Source organism: Caldimonas mangrovi (assembly GCF_023721835.1).
GTDB lineage: Bacteria > Pseudomonadota > Gammaproteobacteria > Burkholderiales > Burkholderiaceae_C > Caldimonas > Caldimonas mangrovi.
This window is the reverse complement of record NZ_JAMKFE010000001.1, coordinates 368,889-392,675: the sequence shown is the minus strand read 5'-3', so window position 1 is coordinate 392,675 and position 23,787 is coordinate 368,889. Positions and strand designations below refer to the sequence as shown.

General features: G+C 68.8%; 29 protein-coding genes. 9 read left to right on the top strand and 20 right to left on the bottom strand.

The window, feature by feature from the left end:
- The first annotated feature begins 29 nt into the window (after positions 1–29).
- From M8A51_RS01925 to M8A51_RS01885, 9 genes are all read left to right on the top strand, one after another.
- Entirely contained in the window at positions 30–1,277 is a 1,248-nt protein-coding gene (locus M8A51_RS01925; RefSeq protein ID WP_251776423.1) for a branched-chain amino acid ABC transporter substrate-binding protein, read from the top strand.
- A gap of 34 nt (positions 1,278–1,311) precedes the next feature.
- Positions 1,312–2,334 carry a branched-chain amino acid ABC transporter permease gene (locus tag M8A51_RS01920; protein WP_251776422.1) on the top strand — a complete coding sequence of 341 codons (1,023 nt, stop codon included), beginning with the start codon at positions 1,312–1,314 and terminating at the stop codon, positions 2,332–2,334.
- Positions 2,335–2,355: 21 nt separating this feature from the next.
- Complete coding sequence (locus M8A51_RS01915) at positions 2,356–3,660, top strand: branched-chain amino acid ABC transporter permease (protein WP_251776421.1); 1,305 nt, start codon at positions 2,356–2,358, stop codon at positions 3,658–3,660.
- Positions 3,657–4,448 (top strand): ABC transporter ATP-binding protein, encoded by a 792-nt coding sequence (locus tag M8A51_RS01910; protein ID WP_251776420.1) that lies wholly within the window; start codon positions 3,657–3,659, stop codon positions 4,446–4,448. The genes M8A51_RS01915 and M8A51_RS01910 overlap by 4 nt, the downstream gene beginning before the upstream one ends.
- Positions 4,445–5,158, top strand: a complete 714-nt coding sequence (locus tag M8A51_RS01905) for an ABC transporter ATP-binding protein (protein WP_251776419.1) — start codon at positions 4,445–4,447, stop codon at positions 5,156–5,158. Before M8A51_RS01910 ends, M8A51_RS01905 begins: the two co-directional genes overlap by 4 nt.
- 153 nt (positions 5,159–5,311) lie before the next feature.
- Complete coding sequence (gene sctU / locus M8A51_RS01900) at positions 5,312–6,511, top strand: type III secretion system export apparatus subunit SctU (protein ID WP_407062188.1); 1,200 nt, start codon at positions 5,312–5,314, stop codon at positions 6,509–6,511.
- Positions 6,508–6,801 (top strand): flagellar biosynthetic protein FliO, encoded by a 294-nt coding sequence (gene fliO / locus M8A51_RS01895; RefSeq protein WP_251776417.1) that lies wholly within the window; start codon positions 6,508–6,510, stop codon positions 6,799–6,801. The genes sctU and fliO overlap by 4 nt, the downstream gene beginning before the upstream one ends.
- A 166-nt stretch (positions 6,802–6,967) precedes the next feature.
- Positions 6,968–7,585: an EscF/YscF/HrpA family type III secretion system needle major subunit gene (locus tag M8A51_RS01890; protein ID WP_251776416.1), complete on the top strand. Its 618-nt coding sequence runs from the start codon at positions 6,968–6,970 to the stop codon at positions 7,583–7,585.
- Between the two features lie 107 nt (positions 7,586–7,692).
- Positions 7,693–8,706: a TolB family protein gene (locus M8A51_RS01885; protein WP_251776415.1), complete on the top strand. Its 1,014-nt coding sequence runs from the start codon at positions 7,693–7,695 to the stop codon at positions 8,704–8,706.
- A gap of 138 nt (positions 8,707–8,844) precedes the next feature.
- Here the strand turns inward: M8A51_RS01885 and M8A51_RS01880 are convergent, their stop codons facing one another.
- The 20 genes from M8A51_RS01880 to sctC form a co-directional block, all read right to left on the bottom strand.
- Positions 8,845–9,483 carry a hypothetical protein gene (locus tag M8A51_RS01880; RefSeq protein ID WP_251776414.1) on the bottom strand — a complete coding sequence of 213 codons (639 nt, stop codon included), beginning with the start codon at positions 9,481–9,483 and terminating at the stop codon, positions 8,845–8,847.
- The gene (locus M8A51_RS01875; RefSeq protein WP_251776413.1) at positions 9,480–9,725 is read right to left on the bottom strand and encodes a hypothetical protein; all 246 of its coding nucleotides are present in this window, start codon (positions 9,723–9,725) and stop codon (positions 9,480–9,482) included. The genes M8A51_RS01880 and M8A51_RS01875 overlap by 4 nt, the downstream gene beginning before the upstream one ends.
- Before the next feature lie 391 nt (positions 9,726–10,116).
- Positions 10,117–10,911, bottom strand: a complete 795-nt coding sequence (sctT, locus tag M8A51_RS01870; RefSeq protein ID WP_251776412.1) for a type III secretion system export apparatus subunit SctT — start codon at positions 10,909–10,911, stop codon at positions 10,117–10,119.
- 9 nt (positions 10,912–10,920) lie between these two features.
- Positions 10,921–11,193: a type III secretion system export apparatus subunit SctS gene (sctS, locus tag M8A51_RS01865; RefSeq protein ID WP_251776411.1), complete on the bottom strand. Its 273-nt coding sequence runs from the start codon at positions 11,191–11,193 to the stop codon at positions 10,921–10,923.
- 8 nt (positions 11,194–11,201) lie between these two features.
- The gene (gene sctR, locus M8A51_RS01860; protein ID WP_407062192.1) at positions 11,202–11,849 is read right to left on the bottom strand and encodes a type III secretion system export apparatus subunit SctR; all 648 of its coding nucleotides are present in this window, start codon (positions 11,847–11,849) and stop codon (positions 11,202–11,204) included.
- Complete coding sequence (locus M8A51_RS01855; protein ID WP_251776409.1) at positions 11,846–12,655, bottom strand: hypothetical protein; 810 nt, start codon at positions 12,653–12,655, stop codon at positions 11,846–11,848. Before M8A51_RS01855 ends, sctR begins: the two co-directional genes overlap by 4 nt.
- A gap of 21 nt (positions 12,656–12,676) precedes the next feature.
- A complete protein-coding gene (locus tag M8A51_RS01850) occupies positions 12,677–13,363 on the bottom strand; it encodes a response regulator transcription factor (RefSeq protein ID WP_251776408.1) in 687 nt (228 codons plus the stop codon).
- Positions 13,360–14,430 (bottom strand): sensor histidine kinase, encoded by a 1,071-nt coding sequence (locus M8A51_RS01845; RefSeq protein ID WP_251776407.1) that lies wholly within the window; start codon positions 14,428–14,430, stop codon positions 13,360–13,362. The genes M8A51_RS01850 and M8A51_RS01845 overlap by 4 nt, the downstream gene beginning before the upstream one ends.
- A gap of 13 nt (positions 14,431–14,443) precedes the next feature.
- Complete coding sequence (locus tag M8A51_RS01840) at positions 14,444–15,187, bottom strand: DUF6683 family protein (RefSeq protein WP_368408510.1); 744 nt, start codon at positions 15,185–15,187, stop codon at positions 14,444–14,446.
- Entirely contained in the window at positions 15,100–15,750 is a 651-nt protein-coding gene (locus M8A51_RS01835; protein ID WP_251776405.1) for a GNAT family N-acetyltransferase, read from the bottom strand. Before M8A51_RS01835 ends, M8A51_RS01840 begins: the two co-directional genes overlap by 88 nt.
- Complete coding sequence (locus M8A51_RS01830) at positions 15,747–16,349, bottom strand: hypothetical protein (RefSeq protein ID WP_251776404.1); 603 nt, start codon at positions 16,347–16,349, stop codon at positions 15,747–15,749. The genes M8A51_RS01835 and M8A51_RS01830 overlap by 4 nt, the downstream gene beginning before the upstream one ends.
- Positions 16,346–16,840 (bottom strand): hypothetical protein, encoded by a 495-nt coding sequence (locus M8A51_RS01825; RefSeq protein ID WP_251776403.1) that lies wholly within the window; start codon positions 16,838–16,840, stop codon positions 16,346–16,348. Before M8A51_RS01825 ends, M8A51_RS01830 begins: the two co-directional genes overlap by 4 nt.
- Positions 16,837–18,165 carry a FliI/YscN family ATPase gene (locus tag M8A51_RS01820; protein ID WP_251776402.1) on the bottom strand — a complete coding sequence of 443 codons (1,329 nt, stop codon included), beginning with the start codon at positions 18,163–18,165 and terminating at the stop codon, positions 16,837–16,839. The genes M8A51_RS01825 and M8A51_RS01820 overlap by 4 nt, the downstream gene beginning before the upstream one ends.
- The gene (locus M8A51_RS01815; protein ID WP_251776401.1) at positions 18,149–18,796 is read right to left on the bottom strand and encodes a FliH/SctL family protein; all 648 of its coding nucleotides are present in this window, start codon (positions 18,794–18,796) and stop codon (positions 18,149–18,151) included. The genes M8A51_RS01820 and M8A51_RS01815 overlap by 17 nt, the downstream gene beginning before the upstream one ends.
- Complete coding sequence (locus tag M8A51_RS01810; RefSeq protein ID WP_251776400.1) at positions 18,793–19,302, bottom strand: hypothetical protein; 510 nt, start codon at positions 19,300–19,302, stop codon at positions 18,793–18,795. Before M8A51_RS01810 ends, M8A51_RS01815 begins: the two co-directional genes overlap by 4 nt.
- A complete protein-coding gene (gene sctJ / locus M8A51_RS01805) occupies positions 19,295–20,047 on the bottom strand; it encodes a type III secretion system inner membrane ring lipoprotein SctJ (RefSeq protein ID WP_251776399.1) in 753 nt (250 codons plus the stop codon). Before sctJ ends, M8A51_RS01810 begins: the two co-directional genes overlap by 8 nt.
- 5 nt (positions 20,048–20,052) lie before the next feature.
- Positions 20,053–20,445 (bottom strand): hypothetical protein, encoded by a 393-nt coding sequence (locus tag M8A51_RS01800; RefSeq protein ID WP_251776398.1) that lies wholly within the window; start codon positions 20,443–20,445, stop codon positions 20,053–20,055.
- 30 nt (positions 20,446–20,475) lie between these two features.
- Positions 20,476–20,787 (bottom strand): hypothetical protein, encoded by a 312-nt coding sequence (locus M8A51_RS01795; protein WP_251776397.1) that lies wholly within the window; start codon positions 20,785–20,787, stop codon positions 20,476–20,478.
- A 42-nt stretch (positions 20,788–20,829) separates the two neighbouring features.
- Positions 20,830–21,987, bottom strand: a complete 1,158-nt coding sequence (locus M8A51_RS01790; RefSeq protein ID WP_251776396.1) for a SctD/MshK family protein — start codon at positions 21,985–21,987, stop codon at positions 20,830–20,832.
- Positions 21,984–23,765, bottom strand: a complete 1,782-nt coding sequence (sctC, locus tag M8A51_RS01785; RefSeq protein ID WP_251776395.1) for a type III secretion system outer membrane ring subunit SctC — start codon at positions 23,763–23,765, stop codon at positions 21,984–21,986. Before sctC ends, M8A51_RS01790 begins: the two co-directional genes overlap by 4 nt.
- Positions 23,766–23,787: the final 22 nt, after the last annotated feature.

The following is a 23,787-nucleotide window of genomic DNA, read 5'->3' as shown; positions in this document are numbered from 1 at the left end:
CACGTTTTTCCAGCTCACAGGAGACCACCATGACGCCCAAACTCTGCCGCACTCTCGCCTCGGCCGCCGCACTGGCGGCCTGCGCGCTGCCGGCTGCCGCCCAGCAGGGCCAGACCGTGAAGATCGCGTGGATCGACCCGCAATCGGGCCTGATGGCGCCGATAGGCCAGAACATGCTCAAGAGCTTCCAGTTCACCGTCGAGCACTTCAACAAGCGCAACCCGGCCGGCGTGAAGTTCGAGCTCGCGCCGTTCGACAGCAAGCTGTCCCCGTCCGAAAGCCTGAACGCGCTGAAGTCGGCCATCCACGACGGCGCACGCTACATCGTGCAGGGCAACGGCTCATCAGTGGCTGGTGCGCTGGTCGACGCGATCAACAAGCACAACGAACGCAATCCCGGCAAGGAGGTGGTGTACGTCAACTATGCCGCGGTCGACCCCGAACTCACGAACAGCAAGTGCTCGTACTGGCACTTCCGTGTCGACGCCGACACCTCGATGAAGATGGAGGCCCTCACCACCTTCATGAAAGACCAGAAAGACATCAAGCGGGTCTACCTCATCAACCAGAACTACGCGCATGGTCATCAGGTTTCCAAGCTCGCAAAGGACACCCTCTCGCGCAAGCGCCCTGACATCGAGATCGTCGGCGACGACCTGCATCCGCTGGCCCAGGTGCGTGACTTCGCACCCTACATCTCCAAGATCAAGGCCTCGGGCGCCGATACCGTGATCACCGGCAACTGGGGCTCCGACCTCACGCTGTTGGTCAAGGCCGCCCACGATGCCGGCCTCGCGACCAAGTTCTACACGTACTACGCCAACGCCACCGGCACGCCGACGACCCTGGGCGCCGAGTCGACCGGACGTGTGTTCACGGTGGCCTACAGCCACCCGAACATGGGCGGGGAAACGGGCAAGCTGGCCGAAGAGTTCAAGGCCCGCTTCAACGAGGACTGGTACGTCAACTCGACCTACGCCACCCTGGCAATGCTGTCATCCGCCATGGCGCAGGCCAAGTCCATCGACCCGGTGAAGGTGGCCGCCGCGATGCACGGCCTGAAGTTCAAGAGCTTCAACGGTGACGTCGAGATGCGCAAGACCGACCATCAGTTGCAGCAGAGCCTGTACATCGCGGCATGGCAGAAGGTCGACGACAAGAACAAGTACAGCGTTGAGAACACCGGCTACACCTTTGCACCCGTGAAGAAGTTCGACGCTTGGGTGGCCAGCACGCCCACGACCTGTCAGATGAAGCTGCCTGTCTCGCCGAGCTGAGGCAGCCTGCCCTGACGACGAAAGCCCGACCGCCATGGACCAGCTACTCATCAATCTCCTGAACGGTATCAGCTCCGGGTTGCTGCTGTTCCTGCTCAGCTCGGGCCTGACGCTGGTGTTCAGCATGATGGGCGTGCTGAACTTCGCCCACGCCAGCTTCTACATGATGGGCGCCTATTTCGGCTACGCCCTGGCCGGCGCGCTCGGCTTCTGGGCCGCGCTGCTGCTGGCCCCGCTGCTGGTGGGCGGCATCGGCGCATGGTTCGAGAGCGCGGCACTGCGGCATGTGCATCGCTACGGCCACGTGCCGGAGCTGCTCGTCACCTTCGGCGCCTCCTATGTGATCCTGGAGCTGGTGCAGCTGGTATGGGGGCGCAGCGCCGTGCCCTTCGCACCGCCCGAGCTGCTGCAGGGCGCGGCCTTCACCATCGTGCAGCCTCCCGATGCCGGCCTCTCGCTCATGGCCGGCAAGGCGCCGGCTTCGGCCTGCGCCGCCGCCGGTGTCTCCTGCTCCGCGTTCCCCGCCACGCGCGCCTTCATGATGCTCGTCGCGCTGCTGATGCTGGCGTCGTTGTGGCTGCTGCTGACGCGCACGCGCATCGGACTGGTCATACAGGCCGCGCTCACACATCCCGAGATGGCCGAGTCGCTGGGGCACAACGTGCCACGTGTGTTCATGGCCGTGTTCGGCGGCGGCTGTGCGCTGGCGGCCTTGGCCGGTGTCATCGGCGGCGTCACCTTCGTCACCGAACCGCCCATGGCGGCGATCGTCGGCTCGATCGTCTTCGTGGCAGTTGTGGTCGGCGGCATGGGCTCGCTGGCAGGCGCCTTTGCCGGCTCGATGCTGATCGGCTTGCTGCAGACGCTGCCGCTCACGGTGGACGCCTCGCTCGCCAGTGTGGCCAACAGCCTGGGCGCCGAAGTCGGCCCGCAGACAACGGGCTGGCCGCTGCTGCGCATCACGCTCGCGCAGGCTGCGCCGATCCTGCCTTACCTATTGCTGGTGCTGGTCCTGATCTTCCGGCCCAAGGGCCTGCTGGGCACCCGCAGCGACTGAACCAAGGCCTCACACCCCGCCATGCACTCCACCCCTTCCCTCGCGCTGCCGCGCCCGCCGCAGCGCCTCGATGCCGGCCTGGCTCCCTGGATCGGCTTCGCAGCCGTGCTGCTTGCGGCGCCGCTGCTGTGGCACAGCGACTTTGCGCAGAGCCTGTTGTCGCAGATCGGCATTGCCGTCGTCGCCTGCCTGGCCTACAACATCCTGCTGGGGCAGGGCGGCATGCTGAGTTTCGGCCATGCCGTCTACAGCGGACTCGGCGCCTACCTTTCGATCCACACGCTCAATCTCGTGTCGGCCGGCGGGTTGGCGCTGCCGGTGAGTCTGATACCGCTGGTGGGCGGCGCGGCCGGCCTCGGAGTCGCAGCGCTGTTCGGCTACGTGACCACCAAAAAAGCAGGCACCACCTTCGCGATGATCACCCTGGGCATCGGGGAACTGGTGTGGTCGATGTCGCTGATGCTGCCCGAATTCTTCGGCGGCGAAGCGGGTGTGGCGGGCAATCGCGTGGCCGGCCTCACCACCTTGGGCATCAGCTTCGGCCCACAGATCCAGGTCTACTACCTCATTGCCGCCTACTGCTTCGTCTGTACCGCGGCCATGTTCGCGTTCACCCGCACGCCGCTCGGCCGCTTGCTCAACGCTGTACGGGACAACCCGGAGCGCGTGCAGTTCATCGGCTACTCGACCCGGCACGTGCGCTACATCGCATTCATGATCTCAGGCTTCTTCGCCGGCATCGCGGGCGGACTGAGCACGCTGAACTTCGAGATCGTGACCGCCGAAATGGTGAGCGCGGCGCGATCGGGCACCTACCTGCTGTTCGTATTCGTGGGCGGCACCGCGCACTTTTTCGGCCCCATCATCGGCGCGGTGCTGATGGTGCTGTCGCTGGTGCTGCTTTCCGAACTCACGCCCGCCTGGTCGCTCTACCTCGGCGTGGCTTTCGTGCTGATGGTGATGCATGCGCCGGGCGGCATCGCAGGCTTGGCAGCAGCGCTCGCGCGCGTGCTGCGCTATCGCAGGCTGGCACAGATGCGCCTCGCCTACCTCGGCATGGTTGCATCGCTGCTGCTCACGCTGGCCGGTACATCGGCGCTCGTCGAGATGACCTATCACCTACGCCAGCACGGTGCCGAATCGCCGCCGCTGCACCACCTCGGACTGACACTGGATGCGCAGGGCATGCCGGCCTGGTTGGGTGCCGGCCTGGCAGCCGTACTGGGACTGTGGTGCTTGTCGCATGCGCGGCGACGCTTCCGCAGGGAATGGAACGAAGTGCAGTTGCAGATCGAAAGCGAGCTGGTGAACGAGGAGGAGCGATGAGCACTGAGACCTACGCCGTCGAGTTGCGCGACGTCCGCAAGCGCTTCGGCAAGACGGAGATCATCCGTGGCGCCAACCTGCAGGTGAGGCCAAGCGAACGGGTGGCCATCATCGGACCTAACGGCGCGGGCAAGTCCACGCTGTTCAACCTCATCAGCGGACGCTTCGCCGCCAGCAGCGGCGAGATCCGGCTCAACGGCGAACGCGTCGACGGGATGCCGCCGTACGAAATCAACCGCCGAGGCCTCAGCCGCAGCTTTCAGGTCAGCAACCTGTTCACCCGCTTGTCGGTGTTCGAGAACATCCGCTGCGCGGTGCTGTGGAGCATGAAGGCGCACTATGCCTTCTGGCGCTTCCTGTCCGATATGCACGATGTGAACGATCGCACCGAACAGGTCATGGAGATGATCAAGCTCGACAGGAAGCGCAACGCGCTGGCGATGAACCTCACCTACGCCGAGCAGCGTGCGTTGGAAATCGGCATGACCATCGCCGGCGGCGCGAGTGTCGTGCTGCTCGACGAACCCACCGCGGGCATGAGCCAGAGCGAGACCCAGCGCTTCGTGCAGCTGATCCGCGAGGCGACCGAGGGCAAGACCTTGCTGACGGTAGAACACGATATGGGTGTGGTGTTCGGGCTGGCCGACAAGATCGCGGTGCTGGTGTACGGCGAAGTGATCGCCTTCGACACGCCCGACAAGGTGCGCGCCAACGCCCGCGTGCAGGAAGCCTACCTGGGCTCGGTGCTGGCCGAACAGCAGGCCGCAGCGGCCGGAGCACATGGATGAGCAGCGGTCTGCGTCTGGAGAACCTGCACGCCTTCTACGGCAAGGGCCACGTGCTGCACGGCGTCACGCTCGACGTCAAGCCCGGCGAGATCGTGAGCCTTCTCGGCCGCAACGGCTCGGGCCGATCCACGGCCGTGAAGGCCATCATGGGCCTGGTGGACGGGCAGGGTTCGATCAAGTGGAATGGCGAGGAGATCCAGGGCCGCAAGGCCTACGAGATCGCGCACCTCGGCATCGGCTACGTGCCGGAGAACCGAGACATCTTTCCTGCGCTCACCGTGCACCAGAACCTGCAGCTCGGCGAGAAGCGCCGCGGCAACGGGAAGAGCGAGCCGCGCTGGAGCTTCGACGACATGTACCGGATGTTCCCGAGGCTCAAGGAACGACAGCACACCGAAGCCGGCGTGCTGTCGGGCGGCGAGCAGCAGATGCTCACGCTGTGCCGCACGCTGATGGGTGACCCCGATCTCATCATGATCGACGAGCCTACCGAGGGGCTGGCGCCCAAGATCGTCGAACTGGTGGCCGAGTACCTGAAGGAACTCAAGCACCGCGGGGTGTCCGTGCTGCTGGTGGAGCAGAAGCTTGCGATTGCGCTGGAGATCTCCGAGCGCTGCTACGTCATGGGCCACGGCCGCATCGTGTTCGAGGGCGCTCCCGCCGACCTGATGGCGAACGCCCCCATCCGCAAGGAGTGGCTGGAGGTCTAGGCTCCGCCGCGTTCGCCGCAACCGCCGTGCCGTGACAGACCCGGCCGACGATGCTGGTGCACAGGCAGGAGCATCAGGACCGATGTCATCGAAACCCCGCAGGCCGGCTCCACACCGCGCCTCGGCGTTTGCTCACTTTCGTCCCCATGGGAGGTGCGCGACTTGGCCGACAAGAACGACGGTGGCGACAAGACCGAGAAGCCGACACCCAAACGCCTGCAGGAGGCGCGCAAGAAGGGCCAGGTCGCGAAAAGCCGCGAGGTGACCAGCACCTTCCAGCTCGTGGTTGTCCTGGCGTTCGGTGCGGCGGTGAGCGCCGGGCTCGGTGCTCGCCTGGGCGCGCTGACCGAGCAGGTGCTGGCGCTGGTGCCAACCGGCGCGGCCGACGGCCGCTTCATCACTTCACTGCGCTCGATCGGATGGTTGTCGCTGGAGATGCTGCTGTGGCTGACTGCCATCGCCGCGCTTCCAGTCGCGGCGGCCGGCTGGCTGGCGGAGTACCTGCAGGCCGGGCCGGTGCTGAGTTTCGAGAAGATCAAGCCCAAGCTGGAGCATCTCAACCCGGCAGAAGGCATCAAACGCATGTTCACGATGGACAACCTCGTCGAGGTCGTCAAGGCGGTGTTCAAGACCGCACTTCTCGGCCTGATCGGCTGGCTGGTGCTGCGTGCCGCACTGGCCGACATCGTCTCGCTCGCTCGCCGGGCGGATCTCGCCTCGGTCGCTGCATTGGGGCCGGCGCTGTGGGACGTCACGTTGCGCACGCTGGGCTGGACGGTGGGCGTGTTCGCGCTGGTCTCGATGCTCGATGCAGCCTACCAGCACCACTCCTTCATCAAGAAGCTGCGCATGAGCCGGCGTGACATCCAGCAGGAGGTCAAGGACAACGAGGGCGATCCACACATCAAGGCACAGCGGCGCCAGGCGCACGAGGAATGGTCGCAGCGCAACGCGGTGGAAGCGGTACGCGCCGCCAACGTGTTGGTGGTCAACCCCACGCACGTCGCGATCGCGCTCGACTACGACCGTGAGACCTGCCCGGTGCCGAGTGTGGCGGCCAAGGGCGAGGACCATGTGGCGCGCGCCATGCGCGAGGCCGCCGAGGACGCGGGCGTGCCCATCGTTCGCAACGTGGATCTCGCACGCGACCTGCTTGCACGCACGAACGTTGGCGACGCCGTACCGCCCGACCTGTTCGAAATCGTCGCAGAAGTGATCCTGTGGGCACGCGAGGCGCGGCAGGAGATGGAGCATCAGCGCGGCGGTGCGGACTTGCAGGGGCGGGCGCGCGTGCCGGTCCCCGGTGAGGACCAGACCCGCTACGACGGAAACGCAGCTGGAGCACCGCGATGATCGAAGGCTCCTTCGTCGCATCGGCGGCTGCCACCACCGTGGCCCTGGCGTTGGTGCTGGCGCTCGCCTGGGGCAGCCTTTGGCTGCTGCGGCGCGTGCAAGCGCCGGCACGCGGCAACCCAGGACTGCGCTTCGTGCGCGCTCTGCCGGTGGGTTCGCGCGAGCGGGTCGTCGTGCTGCACTACGAGGGGGAGGAATGGGTGCTGGGCGTGACAGCCGGATCGATCTCGCTGCTCTCGCGCAAGCCGCTGCCCTGCGCTCGCGGCAGTGCTGGGGCCGACCCTAGCTAGCGCACGCCGCAACTACACGCCATGCGCCGCAACGCCTTTAATTCGTTTCGTCAGGCGACGCCACGATGCACCGCGGGGATCGCCGGCAACAGCAAGGCGGTTGCGGCCGGAAGCCCGTTCCGTGCATGCGGCCTCCTCCCACTTCAGTCCAGGAAGGAGAAGCGAAATGTCCTCTGCTCTGAACAACGTGTTCGGCAACAACATCCTCGGCCTCGCGCTCAACGTGGCCTCCACGTTCTTCCCGCCGGCTGCCCTGCTCGGTTCGCTCAGCAACATGCTGGTCGATGCGGTCGGCGGCGCCATCAAGCAGGCGGTCGACATGCTGATGCAGCAATCCTGCATGCCGAAGTTCATCCGCGATTGCGTCTCGGATCTCGTCGACCAGATACTGCCCGGCCAGAAGCAGCCGTCGTCGCCGGAGGTGGACGACTACACCGAGGGCAAGTACGGCGATTTCATGAAGCAATTCTCCAACGACCTCGCCACCGACCTCGTGGAGAAGACCAAGGAGTCCCGCGAGGAGTTGGAAGCGGCTGGGGCGGGCACGGCCGGCGGCAAGTCCGGCAGCAAGAGCTGGCTGCTCGCGCTGGCCCAGGCCTTCGGCAAGATGGCCGATGCCAAGGCCAAGGAGCTGACCGAGATGGGAAAGAACATCAACAACGAGAACCCGTCCGAGATGATCGAGTACCAGGCACTGACGAAGGAGTTCGACATCATGATGCAAACCTTCACCAACGCCATCAAGACGATCGGCGACGCCAACGCCGCTGCCGTGCGCAAGTGATCCCGCCCGCGCTGCCGCCGGGAGGTGGTAGCGCAACGCATCTCGAGGGGAAAGCGCCATCCGGCGTTTTCCCTTTTTCTTCTCATGCCCCGTTCAAGGAGTCGCACATGCAACGCCGCCGCCCCGTGTCGTTGATTCCCACCGACCTTCCTCGCCTGTCCCTCGGTCCGACCCGCCGCCACCTGCTGCTCGGCATGGGCGCCAGCGCGCTGATGGCGGCTTGTGGAGGGGGCGGGGGCGACGATGTTGGCGGCAACGGCGGCGGCAGCTCGAACCCCAGCGGCACCATCGTCGTGCGCGACGACAACGAGTTCACCCTCGTCGATCTCGCAAGCGGCGATGCACGGGCCATTGCAGTGCGCGACGACGGCGGCGACGGCACCAGCGCCTCGCGCAACAGGCTCTTCACCGAGCTATGGGATGCGAGCGGCAACGGCCACTGGCGAGTGAGCCTGCTCGACCTGGACGGTGACACCGCGCGCACGCACGTGATTTCGCGCGAGGACTACGCCTCCATCCTGCTGGATCAGGCCGCCTTGAGCGCAGACGGCTCGCGCTTTGCCTGCGGTGTCAGCGAAACGGTCACGCCGGACAGCAGCGAATTCGTCAACAAGGTGCTCGTGTTTTCCTCTTCCACCGGTGAGCTGCTGCGGGCCGTGCGCGGCGTGCGCGACCCCGCGTTCACGGCGCAGGGCGAATTGCTCGCCTGCGGCGACGAAGGCGGCGTACACCTGGTCAATACCGCCCTCGACACCGTCGAGGAGCTGCCGATCCCTGAGACCGACCTGCTCGCCGGCGCCACAGCCAGCCCCGATGGCCGCTACATCGCCTACCAGTTCGAGGAGCGCATCTGGGTGCACGACCGCCAGGCCGGCATGCAATGGAAGCTGACCGAGAGCACGCTGCGCAAGGTGCGCCCCGTGTGGTCGCCCGACGGCAAGCACGTCGCCTGCCTGGGCCTGGGCTCCGTCGGCGAGGTCGGTGTCGTGACCGGCTCGCTGGTGGTCTTCATCGTGCCCGTGGCCGCCGGAGAGACGGTGCCGATCAACGCCGGGCACCTGCTGCGCACGCGCGGCGACAAGCTGGTATCGGGGAGCGGCAGCATCGGCTGGTCGGCGTGAAGGCTGCCGAAACCCTCTCTCACCAGCGGCGTGATGCAGGCGCTGGATTCCGACGACCGCCCGGGCCGCGGCATTGCGCCCCCCGACGCACCGGGTCCTCATCGCCCTCTCACCGGCCCGCGCGTGACCCCGTTGTTGTCAGCCGAAGCGCGCCGGCGCCGCGGGCGGCCAGGCGCCCGGACCGTTGAAGGCGTCCAGATAGCGCTCGATCACTTGCGTGGCCGGCTCGCCCGCGCGCCACGACCGGGCGAGCGCTGCAAGCGCCGTGCGGCCGCTGCGCGACCAGGCTCCACCGATCAGCGGGTCTTCCGCATCGGCCTGCAGCTTGGCGCAGTAAAGTGAACGGGCCGTGTCATCGGTCGACACGAGTTCGATCAGCGGACCCGCGGCACGTTCGAAAGCGGCTGCCGACAGCAATTGCGGACCGGCGGGCCGCTCGTACCACGCACAGAGGAATTCGATCGGCCCCAGGCCCGCAGTGCGCGGCGCTTGCTCTAGCCCGCCGCTGCTCCCCCAGGCGGCCAGCCGGCCGCTGGGCAGCCGCCCGGTGGCCACCGCATGCGCGAGCGCACCGGCCACGAGGCGGCGTGCCTGGGCGTCGCCGCAGGCTCCCACCAGGCACATCACCTTGAGAAAGGCCGGATAGAGCTCGTCACCCAGACGCACGCACACGCGCTCCACAAGCTGCACGCGCGGTTCGACGCCGTCCAGCGAGGCGCAGCCATCGACCAGGCTCTGGGCGGCGGCGCGCCAATCGGGTTCGCGGCGCAGCCTCACTCTTCGCAGAGATGACCGATGACGGCGTGCGCCAGCGCGTTCACGTCAACCATCGTGCCGCGGGATGACACGGTCAGCAGGCCGGCTTTATGAGCGAGGTCATGCGCCAGCACGTCGGCGTCGAACAGCCCGGCATCGCCCCGCAAGCCCAAGCTTGCGGCAGGGGGGCGCGACGCGCCGGCATCGGCCCAGGATGCGGCGCCCGGCAAGCGCGGGCGGAAGGACGGGTCGTTGACGTTCATGACGGGAACCTCGATGCAGAGACGATAGTGGCCGGCTGCGGCCTCGACAAGCGCCGGCAGCCCCAGCTAGGGTGGACCCCAGGTCGCCCATCGGTCAGGCTCGCATTCGCCTAGGGCGCACTCCCGCCCACCCCACCCACACCTGTCTACGACCAGATCACCTGTGCGCCCGGCTCGAGGTGCTCCTCCATCCAGCGGTCACGCCGCTCACTGGCCCGGCCGAGATCGGAAATGTCGTCGAAGCCGAACTGCAGGCTGAAACGGGATCTGGAATGCTCATGGGACGGTCCTCCGATGCGCCAGCGTTCTTCCGACACGTTAGGCGGCCCGTCCGGACACGCCCAGCTATGGCGTGCCCGAGCTGGGGCAGACCCCAGCCGCTCGTTCGGACTCAGCCGAACAAGCGATGCAGCGTGCGCAGCACGACGTCGCCGCGGCCGAAAAGATCGTCCAGCAGCAACTGCACCAGCGTGCCCATCGTCACGAGCACGACCGCCGTGGCGGCCCACGCCTTCAAGGACAGCGACAGCGCGAACACGTTGAGCTGCTGTGCGTAGCGGTTGATCAGGCCCAGCACGCCGTCGATCACGAACAGCACCACCAGTGCCGGCGCGGCGATCAGCAGCGTGAGCATCATCAGCCGCGCGAACTCGCGTTCAAAGACCGTGACGCCGGCCGGCTCCATCGACGGCAGCAGCGAGACCACGGGCCACAGCGCATAGCTTTCGACCAGCGTCCCCGCCAGCAGCATCAGCCCACCCGAGAACACGAACACGAAGCTCGCCAGCCGGCCGAGGAAGGCGCCGGTGAGCGAGGTCTGGTGACCCGACAGCGGGTCGATCACCTGCGCCATCGTCGCCCCGACCTTCATGTCGATCACCTGCCCCGCCGCCTCGAACGCCCACAACAGGCTGCCGAACAGCAGACCGACCGCCGCGCCGACGAAGGCCTCCTTCGCGAACAGCATCATCCAGTCCACCGCCTGTAGCGTCGAGGCGTCCAGCGGCGGCGGCAGCACCAGCGCCACCACCGCAAGCGCCAGGAAGATCGCGTTGCGGACGAGCGCGGGCACCAGCTCGTTCGAGAAAATCGGCAGCAGCAGAAAGGCCACCGCGATGCGCGTGGCCGAGAGACCCAGCAACAGCGCCGAGGACGACAGCGGGTCGAAGATGCCGAGCGACTGCATGCGCCTCCCCTACTTGCGCACCATGCCAGCGAAGCCGGAGAACACGCGGTCCGAGAAGTGGTAGAGACTGCCGCCGAGCAGCGAGGCCGTCACGAAGATCGTCAGCACGATCGCAAAGAACTTCATCACGTACTGCATGGTCTGCTCCTGCAACTGCGTGGCCGCCTGCACGAAGGCGATCAGCAGCCCGACGACGGCCGCCACGACGATGGGCGGGGCCGACAGCAGCAGTACGAGCCACAGCGCCTGCTGCGTCAGCTGGAGGGCATCGCTGTCAAGCATCCGGTCTCCTACTGGTAGGTCAGCACGAGGCCGTGCGTCAGCTTGACCCACCCGTCCACCAGCACGAAAAGCAGCAGCTTGAACGGCAGCGAGACGGTGGTCGGCGACAGCATCATCATCCCCATCGCCATCAGGATGTTGGACACCACGAGGTCGATCACCAGGAAGGGCAGGAAGATCAGGAATCCGATCTGGAAGGCCGTCGCCAGCTCGCTGACGGTGAAAGCCGGGACGACCACAATGAAATCGCGCTCGGTCAGCTTTGCTGCCTCTTGCGCGGGCAGACTCTTCTGCGCCGTCTTCAGGAAGAACGCCGTCTCGCGTGCATGACTGTGGCGGATCAGGAACTCCCGAAGCGGCTCCTTGGCCTGGTTCACCGCCTGCAGCAGCGACTCCGTGCTGCGACCGAGCTGCTCGATGCCGGCCGCGCGCGCCGCCATCTGCTGGCCGACCGGGAACATCACGTAGACGGTCAGTACGAGAGCCAGGCCGTTGAGCACGACGTTGGGCGGCACCTGCTGCAGACCCAGCGCGTTGCGCAGCAGACTCAGCACCACCACCAGCTTGGTGAAGGAGGTGACCATCACGGCGACGAAAGGCGCGAGCGCGAGCAGCACCACGGTGACCAGCGCCGAAGCGGGTGAAAACTGCGTCAGGTCCATGCGCGGGCCCAGCTGTCGTTGTCGAGCTGATCGAGGTGCAAGGCGCAGGTGTCGAACCAGGGCAACAGCACCCCGCCGCCGATCCGAACCGCCTCGCCTCCACGGCGCGCCTGCAGCGCGACGGGCGGGGCTCGCAGCGGCAGCTCGAAGGGGTCGTTGCGCCAACCAGCGAGGCAATCGGCCGGCACGGGCAGCGGCGCCAGCGCAACGCATTCGAGCTGCAGCGCGGCAAGGCGTTCGTCGACCGCGGGGCCGAGCAGACGCGCGCGGCGTGCATCCCACTGCGCCTCCACGAGAGCATGCGCAGCGGGCTCCTGCAGCGCATGCAGCCGTCCGCGCCATCCACCGGATGGCCATAGCGGCAGAACGACCGCGGCGCCGGGCTCCAGCGCCGCGCGGTCGTCCGCGTCGGGCTCGAGGCTGCCAAGCGTCCATGCGCAGTCGATCGCCTGCCACTGCAGCACCGCAGGCGGTGCGGGCCATTCGCGCAGGCGCGCGAGCGGCAGCGCGAGGTGCATCGTTCCTGCCCCGGCTTCCTTCCAGCAGGCCCAGGCTGCCGCCGCCGGCACGGCCGACCGGCGCCGCGGCTGCCCGCTCTCGTCCAGCAAAGGCCGGGGGGTCAGCCCGCGGCCCAGCCAGTCTTCCAGCCCCTGCAGTCTCGGCTCTGCGGCCTCCAGCGCGGCCGCAGCCTGCAGCGTGGCCGCCCGCCCGTCCGCGCCCGCATCCGGCAGCACCAGGCGAAGCTCGCCCCAGGGCGTGGACGCAAGAAAGCTCCAGCCGTCGACAAAGGCCCCCTGCATTGCCATCGCTCGTTCACTCCCTCATGACACGCGCCGGCTCACGACCATGCGCATTAACTGCGTGATCGAACGCGCCTGCAGCTTCGCCATCACGCGCGAGCGATGCAGTTCCACCGTCTTGATGCTGATGCCCAGCAGGTCGGCGATCGTCTTGTTGAGCTTGCCCTCGACCACCCATTGCAGCACCTCGCGCTCACGCGGCGTGAGCTTGTCGTGGCGGCGCACGTATTCGCGCGCCGCTTCGTCGTCCGCTGCCGGCATCCAGTGGTGTTCAGGCGCAGCTGCGGGTTCCGGCGCCTCCTCGTCGCCTACCGTGACGGCCGTCACGCGCGGCGGGCTGCGGAAGGCGCGTTCCAGTGCTTCTTCCAGCGCCGCATTCGCGAAGGGCTTTTCCAAAAAGGTCACCGCGCCGCGCTGCATCGCCTCCACCGCGAGCGGCACATCGCCGTGGCCCGTCATGTAGATCACCGGCAGAGCCACGCAGCGTTGCAGCAGTGCATCGTGCAACTCCAGGCCCGACATGCCGGGCATGCGCACGTCCAGCAGCAGGCAGGCCGGGTCGCTGGCGTTCCAGCGGCTCAGGTGCTCCAGCGCCTCATGCGGACTGTCGAAGCCCTGGACCTCGAAGCCCGCGCCGCTGAGCCACCAGCGGGCCGACTCGCGGAACTCGCGGTGATCGTCGACGATGAAGACGGTGCGCTGGCTCATGCAGCTTCTCCTTCGCGGGTGACGGCGATGCGCACGCGCGCCGGAGCGGGCGGCAACGCGATATGGAATGTGCAGCCGGCCTGCGGATTGCGGGTGAACCACAGCCGGCCCTGATGCAGCTCGATGAAGGAGCGGCAGATGTTGAGCCCGATGCCCATGCCGCTGGGCTTGCTCGATGAAAAAGGCACGAACAGCCGCTGTTCGGCCTCACCGTCGATGCCGCCGCCGCTGTCGCCGATGGCCGCGCTCACTTGCTCCGCGTCGGCATTCGCCTGGACATGCAGGCGGCGGTCGGGGCAGCCGCGCATCGCATCGAGTGCGTTGCGCAGCAGATTGACGAACACCTGCTCCAGCATCACGGCGTCGGCCAGCACCCACATCGGTTCGGGCGGCACGTCGAGCGTCGCGCAGACGCCGTCGCGCTGGATCTCCCAATCCAGCAGCGAGAGCGAGCCAGTCAGCAGCGCACCGAGGTCGACGCGGTCCTTGCGCGGCTTGCGCGAATGTGTGTATTCGCGGATGCGCGCGATCACCCGTGACGCGAACAGCGCCTGCTCGCCAGCCCTCTCGAGCGCCTTGGCGAGCGCGTCGTCGGTGTCGCCGCTCGGCAGCCGCATGCGCACGCCGCGCAGCAGGTTGACGATGGTTCCGATCGGCTGGTTCAGCTCATGAGCGAGCGTCGAGGCCATCTCGCCGATGGAGATCGCGCGCGAGGTGAACAGCAGCTTTTCGCGGTCTTCCAGGTGGCGCTGCAGCAGGCGCTCGCGCTCGGCCAGATCGTGCCAGCGGGTCCACCAGCCGCGCTCCCGGCGGACGTACTGCAGTTCGTAGCGTTCCACAGCGCCGGCACCGGCGATCGACAAGCTCCCCTGTGCCTCGACGGCAGACCACAGATCGGCCAGCGCTGGAAAGCACGCCTCCCACGCTGCGCGCGGCGCCTGCACCAGCTCGGGCCAGCGCATGCGCGCCTGCGTCGAGGCCCAGGCGACCGGCTGGTGGGCGTGCTCGGGCAACACCAGCACGGCGTCACCGAACAGTTCGGGCGGGAAGATCTCTGGCTGATTCATCGAGGCGGCAGGCTCAATGCGTGATGGCGTCGCGCAGGGCCAGCCCCTGCGGGCCGAGCGTGATGCGCGCCGGGTCGAGCCCGACCAGCTGCCCGAGGTAGCTGCGCGCGGCCCGGCGCACGTTCGAGACCGCGGCGCCGCCGGCCGGACGCGCCTGCGTCCACGAGTCGGCCATCAGCACGCCCAGTACGGCGGACTGCTCGACGTAGCACTGTTTCTCGGTCAGCTCCGCGCCATGCCAGCGCTCGCTCAGGCACAGGATGCGGCCCATCTGCCGCTCCACCGCACGCAGCGCGGCGGCTTCGACTTCGACGCCCTGGTGCGCACGGCAGCTGGCAGCGACGAAAAAGGCCAGCGCGGCGGCCACGTCGTCCTGCCCGCGGCGCAGATCCTGCGGACGCACGCTCTGCCGGTACTGCGAGAGACAGCGCAGGTAGAGCTGCTCGGCCTGCTGCTGCGCCTTTCGGCCGCCTGGGTGCATACGGGCCAGGCGGGCGGGCGCGATCGGAGGGGCGGCCGCGTCGACCCACAGCTGCGGCGCCTCGCTCTCGCTCGCGGCGAAGCGTTGCAGGGTTTGTTGCAACAGCCGGCCAATATCGGCGGCGAGGATCTGGGTGGCTTGCTGTCGTTGAACATGGGGGGGCACGTGTGGTCCTTTCTTGCTCTCGTTCAGCTGCGGGTGGCTCGGGCGTTGCAGAGCGCGTATTGCGCAGCCACTGCCGCGCGCACTCGCTCGCGGCGCGGCCGCCCGCGCCAAGTGCGCCAGCGCGTCATCGGCAGCCGGAACCAGCGCGCGGCGAGGCCCTCGTAGGGCGCGTGGCCCTCGTCGTCGAACCCGAGCGCATGCAGGCAGTACGGCACCGAGCGCTGCGCAGGGTGGCAGACCGCCCACAGCTCCGGCAGCGCCAGACGGTGCAGTGCGTGGTCCAGCAGCAGTTCGCCGCCGTCGAGCACGAGACCGCTGCCCCAGGTCTCTGGTAGCAGCCGGCAGCCGAGCTCCACCGCGCCGTCGCGGCCGGGCATGCGCATCAGGCTGAACCAGCCGGCGAAGCGGTACAGCGTGCGGTCATCGGCCGTTCGGTCGACGCGCTCGGCGCACCAGATGCCAAGCCCGGGCTCCTGGCGCCGCATCTCGTGCAGGCGCTCGATGAACTGCGCGGCGACGACGTGGCGGTCCAAAGGCCAGTCGTCGAGCAGCGCATCGCGCACACGCGGGTCGCGATGCATCGCCACCAGCGCATGTCGGTCGGCCGGCTCGAATTCGCGCAGCCGCAGGCGACGACTGTCGAGTTGCAGCGGCGCTTCGGCGACGAGGGTCATGAACGTTCCCCCTCCGCTTGCGCGTCCGGCTCGATGTGCAGCGCCTTGATGCGCTGGCCCCGCAGCAGCAAGCGTTCTCGCAGGCGCTCGGCGTTCAGCGACGCGAGCACCGGGACGTTGCTGAGCGTGATGGCCCAGCCCTGCGCCCCGGGCACTGCCGTCAACTGCAACGCCGGCGCACCGGCGTCCTGCAACGCCAGTTGCCATACAGGATCGCGTTCGCTCGCCGGAGCCCACAGCTGCCGCACGCACCCGGCCACGTCGTGGGCCGTGAGCCCGGCCGACGCGGGCGCCGGCTCGGCCACGGGCAGCCACGGGGAAGCGGCGGCCAGCAGGACGGCGGGCATCTCCAGCTCGCGCGCCGGCTCCTCCGGCATCGGCTGCCGCCGCCCTGCCGACGCGCGAGACCCTGCATGCTCCGGGACTGCGGCGACGTGGACCGGCGCCCCGGCAGGAGACGCCGCCGCCATGGCCGCCTGCCGCTGCGCGAAGGCCACGGCTGCGGCGAACCCCTCGGCGCCCAGCAACGAGGGTGCTTCCTCCAGCAAGGTTGCAGACGCTTGCGGCAGTGCGGGCGCGGTGCCAGTGAGTGCCGTCATGCCGGCACTCCTCGCCGGGTTTCGCCACCGGATGGCCGGCGCTCCTCGAATTCGAGGTCCGCGGCGGCCTGCTCTGCACGCAACCGGCGCTTGCGCGCCTGTTGCAGCAGTTCGCGCGCCACGCCCTCGCGTGCCTGCTCGCGCTGCCATTGGCGCCGGGCCTGCGCACAGCGCTCATCGACCTCGGCCAGATGATCCTGGTCGTCGATCAGGCCGTGCTCGTCGCGCTCCAGCAGGTCATCGAGTTTCTCCCGCCACGCGCCGATGCACGGGGCCCAGCGGCCGATCCGGAGGGCGCAATCGTCCACGGTGGCCACGGCGAGCTCATCGATCTGCCGGCGGTGCGACGCGATACGCCGTTCGCGCTCGGCAACCGCTTGCAGCGCCGCCGTGCGCTCGGCCTGCCGCTCGCGCAGGACGCGCTCCGCCGCTTGCACGCGCAGACCGCGCAGCCGCAGCAGTTGCGCGAAAGCTGCGGTGTTCGCGCTCATGCCGCGAGCTCCTGCAATGTGGCCACCGTTGCGTCGAAAGCATCCGCCTCATCGGGTCGCTGGCGCAAGAAGGCCTGCAGCCGAGGCAGCTTCACCATCGCTTCGTCGGCCAGCGAGTCGCTGCCGCGCTCGTACTCACCCACGCGCAACAGGAACTCGATTTCTGCATGCCGGGCAAGCAGCGCCCGCACGTGGCGCGCAGCATCCTGATGGGAAGGCGCCGTGACGCGGGGAAACACACGGCTCGCGCTCGCCAGCACGTCGATCGCCGGGTAGTGCCCGGCCTGGCCAAGCTGCCGGGACAGCACCACATGGCCATCGAGGATCGAGCGCACTTCCTCGGCGACAGGATCGCTGCCGTCCTCGTCCTCGACCAGCACGGTATAGAAGGCGGTGATCGAGCCTTGCGCATCATTGCCTGCCCGCTCGAACAGGCGCGGCAGCTCTGCGAAGACCGAGGGCGGATAGCCGCGCCGCACCGGCGGCTCACCGACCGCCAGACCGATCTCACGCAGGGCACGGGCGTAGCGGGTGACGGAGTCCATCAGCAGCAGCACGCGCTGCCCGCGCGCGCGCAAGCCCTCGGCGATCGCGGTGGCCGCATGAGCGGCGCGCACACGCTCCATCGCGGGCCGCTCGGACGTCGACACCACCACCACCGAGCGCGCCAACCCCTCGGCGCCGAGGTTGTCGTCCAGGAACTCGCGCACCTCGCGCCCGCGCTCTCCGATCAGCGCGACCACGTTCACGTCTGCGCGCGCGTGCCGGGCCAGCATGCCCAGTAGCGTCGACTTGCCGCCGCCGGCCATTGCAAACACGCCGACCCGCTGACCCTCGCCCACGGTCAGCAGCGCATCGATCGCACGCACGCCGGTGGACAGCGACTGGCCGATCGGGCGGCGCTGCAGGGGATTGGGCGCCTCACCGTACAGCGGCTGCGCAGGCAGCCCCGCCGGAAGGGCCGTTCCGTCAAGCGGCCGGCCGAAGGCATCGATCACCCGGCCCAGCAAGGCGGCCCCGCAGGACATCTGCGCATCGCTGCCGAGCAGCTCGACCTCCGATTCCAGCGTGATGCCCTGCAACGGCGCAAAGGGCACCAGCAGCAGGTGGCCATCGGCCACCCCCACCACTTCGGCCCGCAGGTCGGCGCCGCTGTCCGGGTCGAGCACGCGGCACTGCTGGCCGATGCGCGCGGCAAGGCCGGTCACGCGCAAAGTGGTCCCTACCGCCTGCACGACGCGGCCACGCTGGACCACCGAGCGGGTGTGCTGCAGCAGGCGCGTCAGGCGGCGGTCCAGCGCGCGATCTTCAAGCCGGTTCGTCATGCGGGTCTCCAGCCAGGTTGAGAGCGTTCTCGATCAGCGTGAGCTGCACCTCGAGTCCCGCGTTGCGCGAGCCGAGCGCGGTGACCAGGCGACAGTCGAACGGCCCGCAGTCCTCGTCGGCCATCACCTCGAGCAGAGGACGCGCGCCCGGCGCCTGGAACGACCAACGCTGCAAGCGCTCGCCCACGCTCTCGGCCAGCGAGGGATGAAGGTGCAGCACGCACGGCTCGTCAGGCTGCAGACTGCGAGCCGCGGTCTCGGCCAGCGCGGCCACGGTGTCGGCCGGCCCCACAGTGGCGGCAATCTTGCGCACGATCTGCACCGCCAGCCGCACGGCCAGACGGCGCGCTGCCTCCTGCTCGTCGCGCAACCGGCCGGCCAGCGCCACCAGATGTTCTGCGAGCGATTCCCGCGCAGCAGCGGCGGCCGCCTGGTTCGCCCGCGTCTCGGCTTGCCTGGCAGCCTCGCGGGCAGCCTCCTCGACCTCCAAGGCCTGAGCGTGCTGCGCCCGCCTCAGCGAGGCGACCAGGGCCTGTGCGTCGTCGAGCAGCGGCACCTCGTGGGCCGGCACCACCTGGCGGCGCGACACCACGCGCAGGTCGCGCCCACCGGTCCATAGCAGGTAGTTCACCGCGTTTCCTCCTGGGGCAGCATCAGGTGCAGCGCCTGCTGCATCAAGGCGCCGGCGACGGCGGGCGCAACCGTGAAGCCGCCGCCATGTGGCAGCAGCCAAAGCAGCAGCGCCTCGCGCAGCACCGGCGACGCACTGCCGGCCGCCATCACACAGGCGCCGCTGCGCCGCACCGCCTGCACCGGCTCTTCCTCGCGCGGCAGATCGGGCGCGGCCGGCATGCCGGGCAACGCCTGCAAGACCGCATCGAAATCGCCCTCGCCGAGGAGGCGGCGCACCGAATCGACGCGGCGGGCATCGATCCAGCGCTTCAGCGAAGGCCCGCAGAACAGCGCGCCGGCCAGGTGCTGCAGCCGGGCCCGCCGGGGCTCAGGCCAGCAGCACCAGCCGGGCAAGTCCTCGAGCACCGCCCAGGGCAGGCCGGGCTGCGCCGGACGTGCGTCCCACCACCTCGCCGCCTCATGCAACTGACAGCGAGCCTGTCTCGCCCGCGCGATCTCAAGCACGTTTGCCTCCTTGTCGAGCTGGAGCGGCCGCCGTGCGGCGGCGCCATCCGACCATTGCCGCCACGCCGAGCGCAGCCGCAGCTCCACCGCCGCCTGCGGCGACGATCAGGGGCGTGTCGGCCCCGGCCCGCGCCGAGCCGGCTGCGGGTTGTCCGCCCGGCCACGGTTCGGCAGGAAACAGCGCCACTGTGACGTTGTCGTACGGCAGACCTTCGACGCTGTTGACCACCAACGACTTGATCTGCCCCATGTTCTGCGACAGGTCGCGTCCCGGACGATGTTTGATGAACACGGAGGCCACCGCCGGCCTGGCCTGCTGCGCGAGCGGGTCCTTCTCCGGGACCGACAGGTGCACCCGCGCCATCACGACACCGTCGATGCTGCCAATGGTGTTTGCCATCTCCTGCGACAGCGCATGCATCAGACGGGCACGTTCTTCCAGCGGCGAGGAGACGAAACCCTCCTTCTTGAACACCTGCCCGATGGTGTCGAAGCTGTCGCGCGGGTAGCCGTGCGCATGCAGCAGCTCGACAGCGCGGGCGAAGTCGCCGCGCGCAGTGGTGACTGCGAAGGTCTCGCTCTCGCGCGACTCCTTGTCGGCGTCGAGCCCGGCATTGCGCAGCAGGGCCACCATCTCGTTGGCCTGGCGCTCACCGACGCGGCCGTAGAGCTCCTGCGCGCCGCAGCCGGCAAGCAGGGCCGCGGCCGCGAGCGGCCGCCAGGCAGCAGAGCGTGCGCGTGCCATCGCGGTCAGGCCTGCTGGCGGAACAACTGCTGCAGCCCGTCCGAGGTTCGGTTCGCGATGTTGGACGTGAGCTGGCAGTGGAACATGAACTCGTGACAGCGCACGGTGAGCATGATCATCTCGCCGGGCGTCAGCTCATTGCCGGAAGCCATCGCCGCCTTGGCGTGCGCGGCAAGCTGGCTGGCCTCGACGTTGATGTGCTCCAGCGGCCGGACCACGCTGCGCACGGCCTCGGAAGGCACCGCCTGCGCGCGCTGCTGCGCGCGTTCCAGCGACTGCGAGAACGCCGTCACGTCGGTCAGCGATGCGCCGTAGCCTGCAGGCTGCCACAGCGGCGGCTGAGCCGCGCCCTGCGCTACAGGGGCGACAGCCGCCAGGGCTGCGAGTTCGAAAGACATGCCTTGCTCCTTGGTTCGAAACGACCGGGCTTACTGCTTGCGCGCCATCGTCTCCAGCGCGCTGCCGACGCTGGACAGCGAGGTGTGCGAGCTGTTCGCGAGAAAGCTCATCTTGAGCGACTCGGCACTCAGCTCCGTGAGCGCGGCCGGCTTGTCGTTGCCGGTGCCGATCTCCTGCGCCAGGGTTTCAATGCGGCCGGCCTGCTGGTCCAGTGTCCGGCCCCAGGCCTCGGCCATCGCCTCGAACCAGCTTCCCTCTGCGGAGCCGCTGCCGCCGGTGCCGTTGCGGCCGAGCATCGGCGCCGCGGCCAGGAGGGACAGGGAGTTGATGTCGTTGCTCATCACGATCTCCTTCGGTGTGTGTGAATGAAAGTCATGCACGGCTCAGAACTGCAAGGCGGTGCGCATGCCGTCGCGCTCCAGCCAGACGCGCTGCTCCTCGATCGCGGCGATGCGGTGGCCGGTGGGCAGCAGCGCACCGATGAAATAGCGTGCGCCGTCGGCGGTGACGACATACGCGGTGTCCCCTGGCACGATCGAAGCGACGCGTTTTCCGGGGTCGTCGACCGTCGGCGCGGCGCTCGTCGAAGGTGGCAGCGGCGGCGCCTCGTTGCGAACCGCGAGCGCGACCAGGCCGGGCACGTCGCGCCGCACCAGCGCCTCGACGCGCTGCAGCTTGGCGGCATCGGCCTCCCGCGCGTCGACACGCACCGAACCGTCAGCCTGCAGCGAGGCGCGTGCATCGACGCTGTTGACGCGGAACACGTCCTGCACCGCGTCCACCAGCACCTCGTCAACCCAGACATCGAATTGCACCTCGGCACCACTGGTTGCCACCGCGCGCTGCAGCCGCATGCGTTGCGGCAGCGTCTCGACGTGCCCGCGCACCAGCACGACGCCGCCGGCCAGCGGCTCGGCCCGCAGGCGATGGAACTCGCGCGACTGCTGCAGGGCCTGCTGCACGCGCTGCAGCGCGTGGGCACCGGACTCTGAGCGTGCGGGCACCGACAGCGACGCGAACCCGAGCACGAGGAAGGTGCCGAGCACGAGGGCCGCAGCACTCGCTGCCATCCACCAGCCCGGTGCGTGCGCCGGCCCGCTTGCGGCAGCCGGGCCGCAGGCGTCGCCGGGGGCGGTGGGCGGCACCGGAGGCTCGGCACACAGCGGGGCCTCCGGCCAGGTCTGCAGCGCCTCGGGGCCGAAGGCCAGACATGTGGAGCCGATCCGCAGCGACGCATGCAAAGGCCACCGCGCACTCTCGCCTTCACCGACTCGCCGCCCGCCCACCTGCACCTCGCCCTGGGCCACCTCCAGCCAGGCGTCGGCGGCTCCCTGCGCCGAGACGCCGAGCGTGCAGTACAGCCGCAGCCCGGGCAGCGCCTCGGCATCGCGCACCAGCACGTCGCAGTCGGGCGCCTCGTCGAGCGAGGCCGCGATGCACAGCCGGCGCCCGGGAACGAGCGGGCATCGGGCGCCCACCTGTTCGCCTCGCAAAACACGCAACTCGATAGCGTCGTCAAGGTTGTCGGCAAGCAGGGTCATGGCTGCACGGTCTCCACGGAAGCGCGTTCAGCAGGGGTGGAAGGAGGTGCGACGATCAAAGGTGGCGTCGCCGCGTCGAGCGATGAGAACGACGGGACCTGTGGCGGCGGCCGCGAGCGGGCCAGACGCGGCGAGATCAGGAACATGCGCTCCACGCGCGCCCAGCTTTCGCTGCGGCGCTTGAACAGGTTGCCGACCAGCGGCAGATCACCGAGCAGCGGCACCTTGTCGACCTGATTGCCGCTGGAGTCACGCACCATGCCGCCGATCAACAGGCTCTCGCCCTCCCGGATCAGCGCCTGGGTGTTGATGCCCGAGCGTTCGACCACGGGGATCTGATCGACCGCGTCGTTCGTCAGCGCGCCGTCCTCCACCGTCACGAGCAGCTTGATGCGCACCTGCTCGCCGTCCTTGAAGACGTGCGGCGTGACACGCAGCGTCGTGCCGGCCGAGATGTTGAACAGGTCCACCTCCTCGCGACCAGCCACGCGCACGTAGAAGGTCGAGTTGTTCTCGAAGATCGCCTCCACGTTCGACAGCGTCACCACCTGCGGACTCGACACCACGCGCGCCGCGCCCTCGGTCTGCAGCGCCGAGATGCGGGCGACGAACTGGTCGCCGCTGCCCAGCACCGCGGTGACGAAACCGCCGCGCCCTTGCGGCGTGATGTCGGCATCGGGCCGCAGGCGCAGATCGGTCGCGTCGCCGCGGCCGAACAGGATGGAGTTGCCGGCGTTGCTCCAGCGCCAGTCGACGCCGAGCTCGCGCATGCGGTCGGTGTCGATGTCGATGATGGTGGCCTCGATCTCCAGCGACTGGGGCTCGACATCCAGCGCGTCGATCAGTTGCTGGTAGGCTGGCATGCGCTCGGGTGCGTCGCGCACGATGATCGCGTTGAGCCTGGGGTCGACCTGCACACGCACCTGCTGTGCGTCGCCGAAGGGCAGCATGCTCGGCGCGGCAGACTGCACCGCGAGAGCGTGCTGAGCGGCTGCCGCCCCACCCGCGTAGGCGGCGACCAGCGGGTCCACGCCCGCGAGTGCCCGCCCTTCGTCCTGCAGGCCGAGACGCCCTGGGCTCTGCGTGCGGTTCAGTCCCTGGCCGCGCAAGCCCGGCAGCGTCGGCTGCTGCGGGCCGGCCTGCGCGAGATAGGCCGGCTGCGTACCGCTGGTGGTGACCAGCGAGCGCAAGATGCTCGCCACCCCCGGCACCACCACCTGCCGCCCGCCGAACTGCAGCGTCACGTCCTGCGCCCACGCGTAGCGCAGGTAGAACACCTTGAAGCTCAGAGGCGCCGGTGCCGCCGCGCTGCCGCGGCTGGCACGCGCCAGCTCCTCGAGTTGTTCGACGAAGCGGCGCGTGCCGGTCACCAGCACCGAGCCGTCGCGCGCGGCGCGCACGGTGTTGCGCGCGTCGGGCAACCCCATGTCGTGGGCCAGCCGCACCACCTGCCGGCCCGCCTGCCCCGACAGAGGCAACGTGCGCGTGTGCACGTCCGACGCCGCATAGACGTGCACCACCGTACCGTCGTAGTAGGTCAACAGGCCGAAGGCGCGGCCGATGTCGCGCAGCACCCGCTCAGCCGAACCGTCGAAGCTGCCGTTGACCTGCCCGCGCACGCTCGGGCTCACATTCACCGGCAGATCCATCTGGCCGAACAGGTCCTGCAGGAAGGCCTGGATCGGCTGCTCGCGCGCGGTGAGGGTCACGCGCCGGTCCGGGAAGGGGATCGGCATCGCCTGCGCGGCACCGGCCAGCAGTACGAGCAGAGTCGTCATGAGACAGCGCAGAGACGCTGCC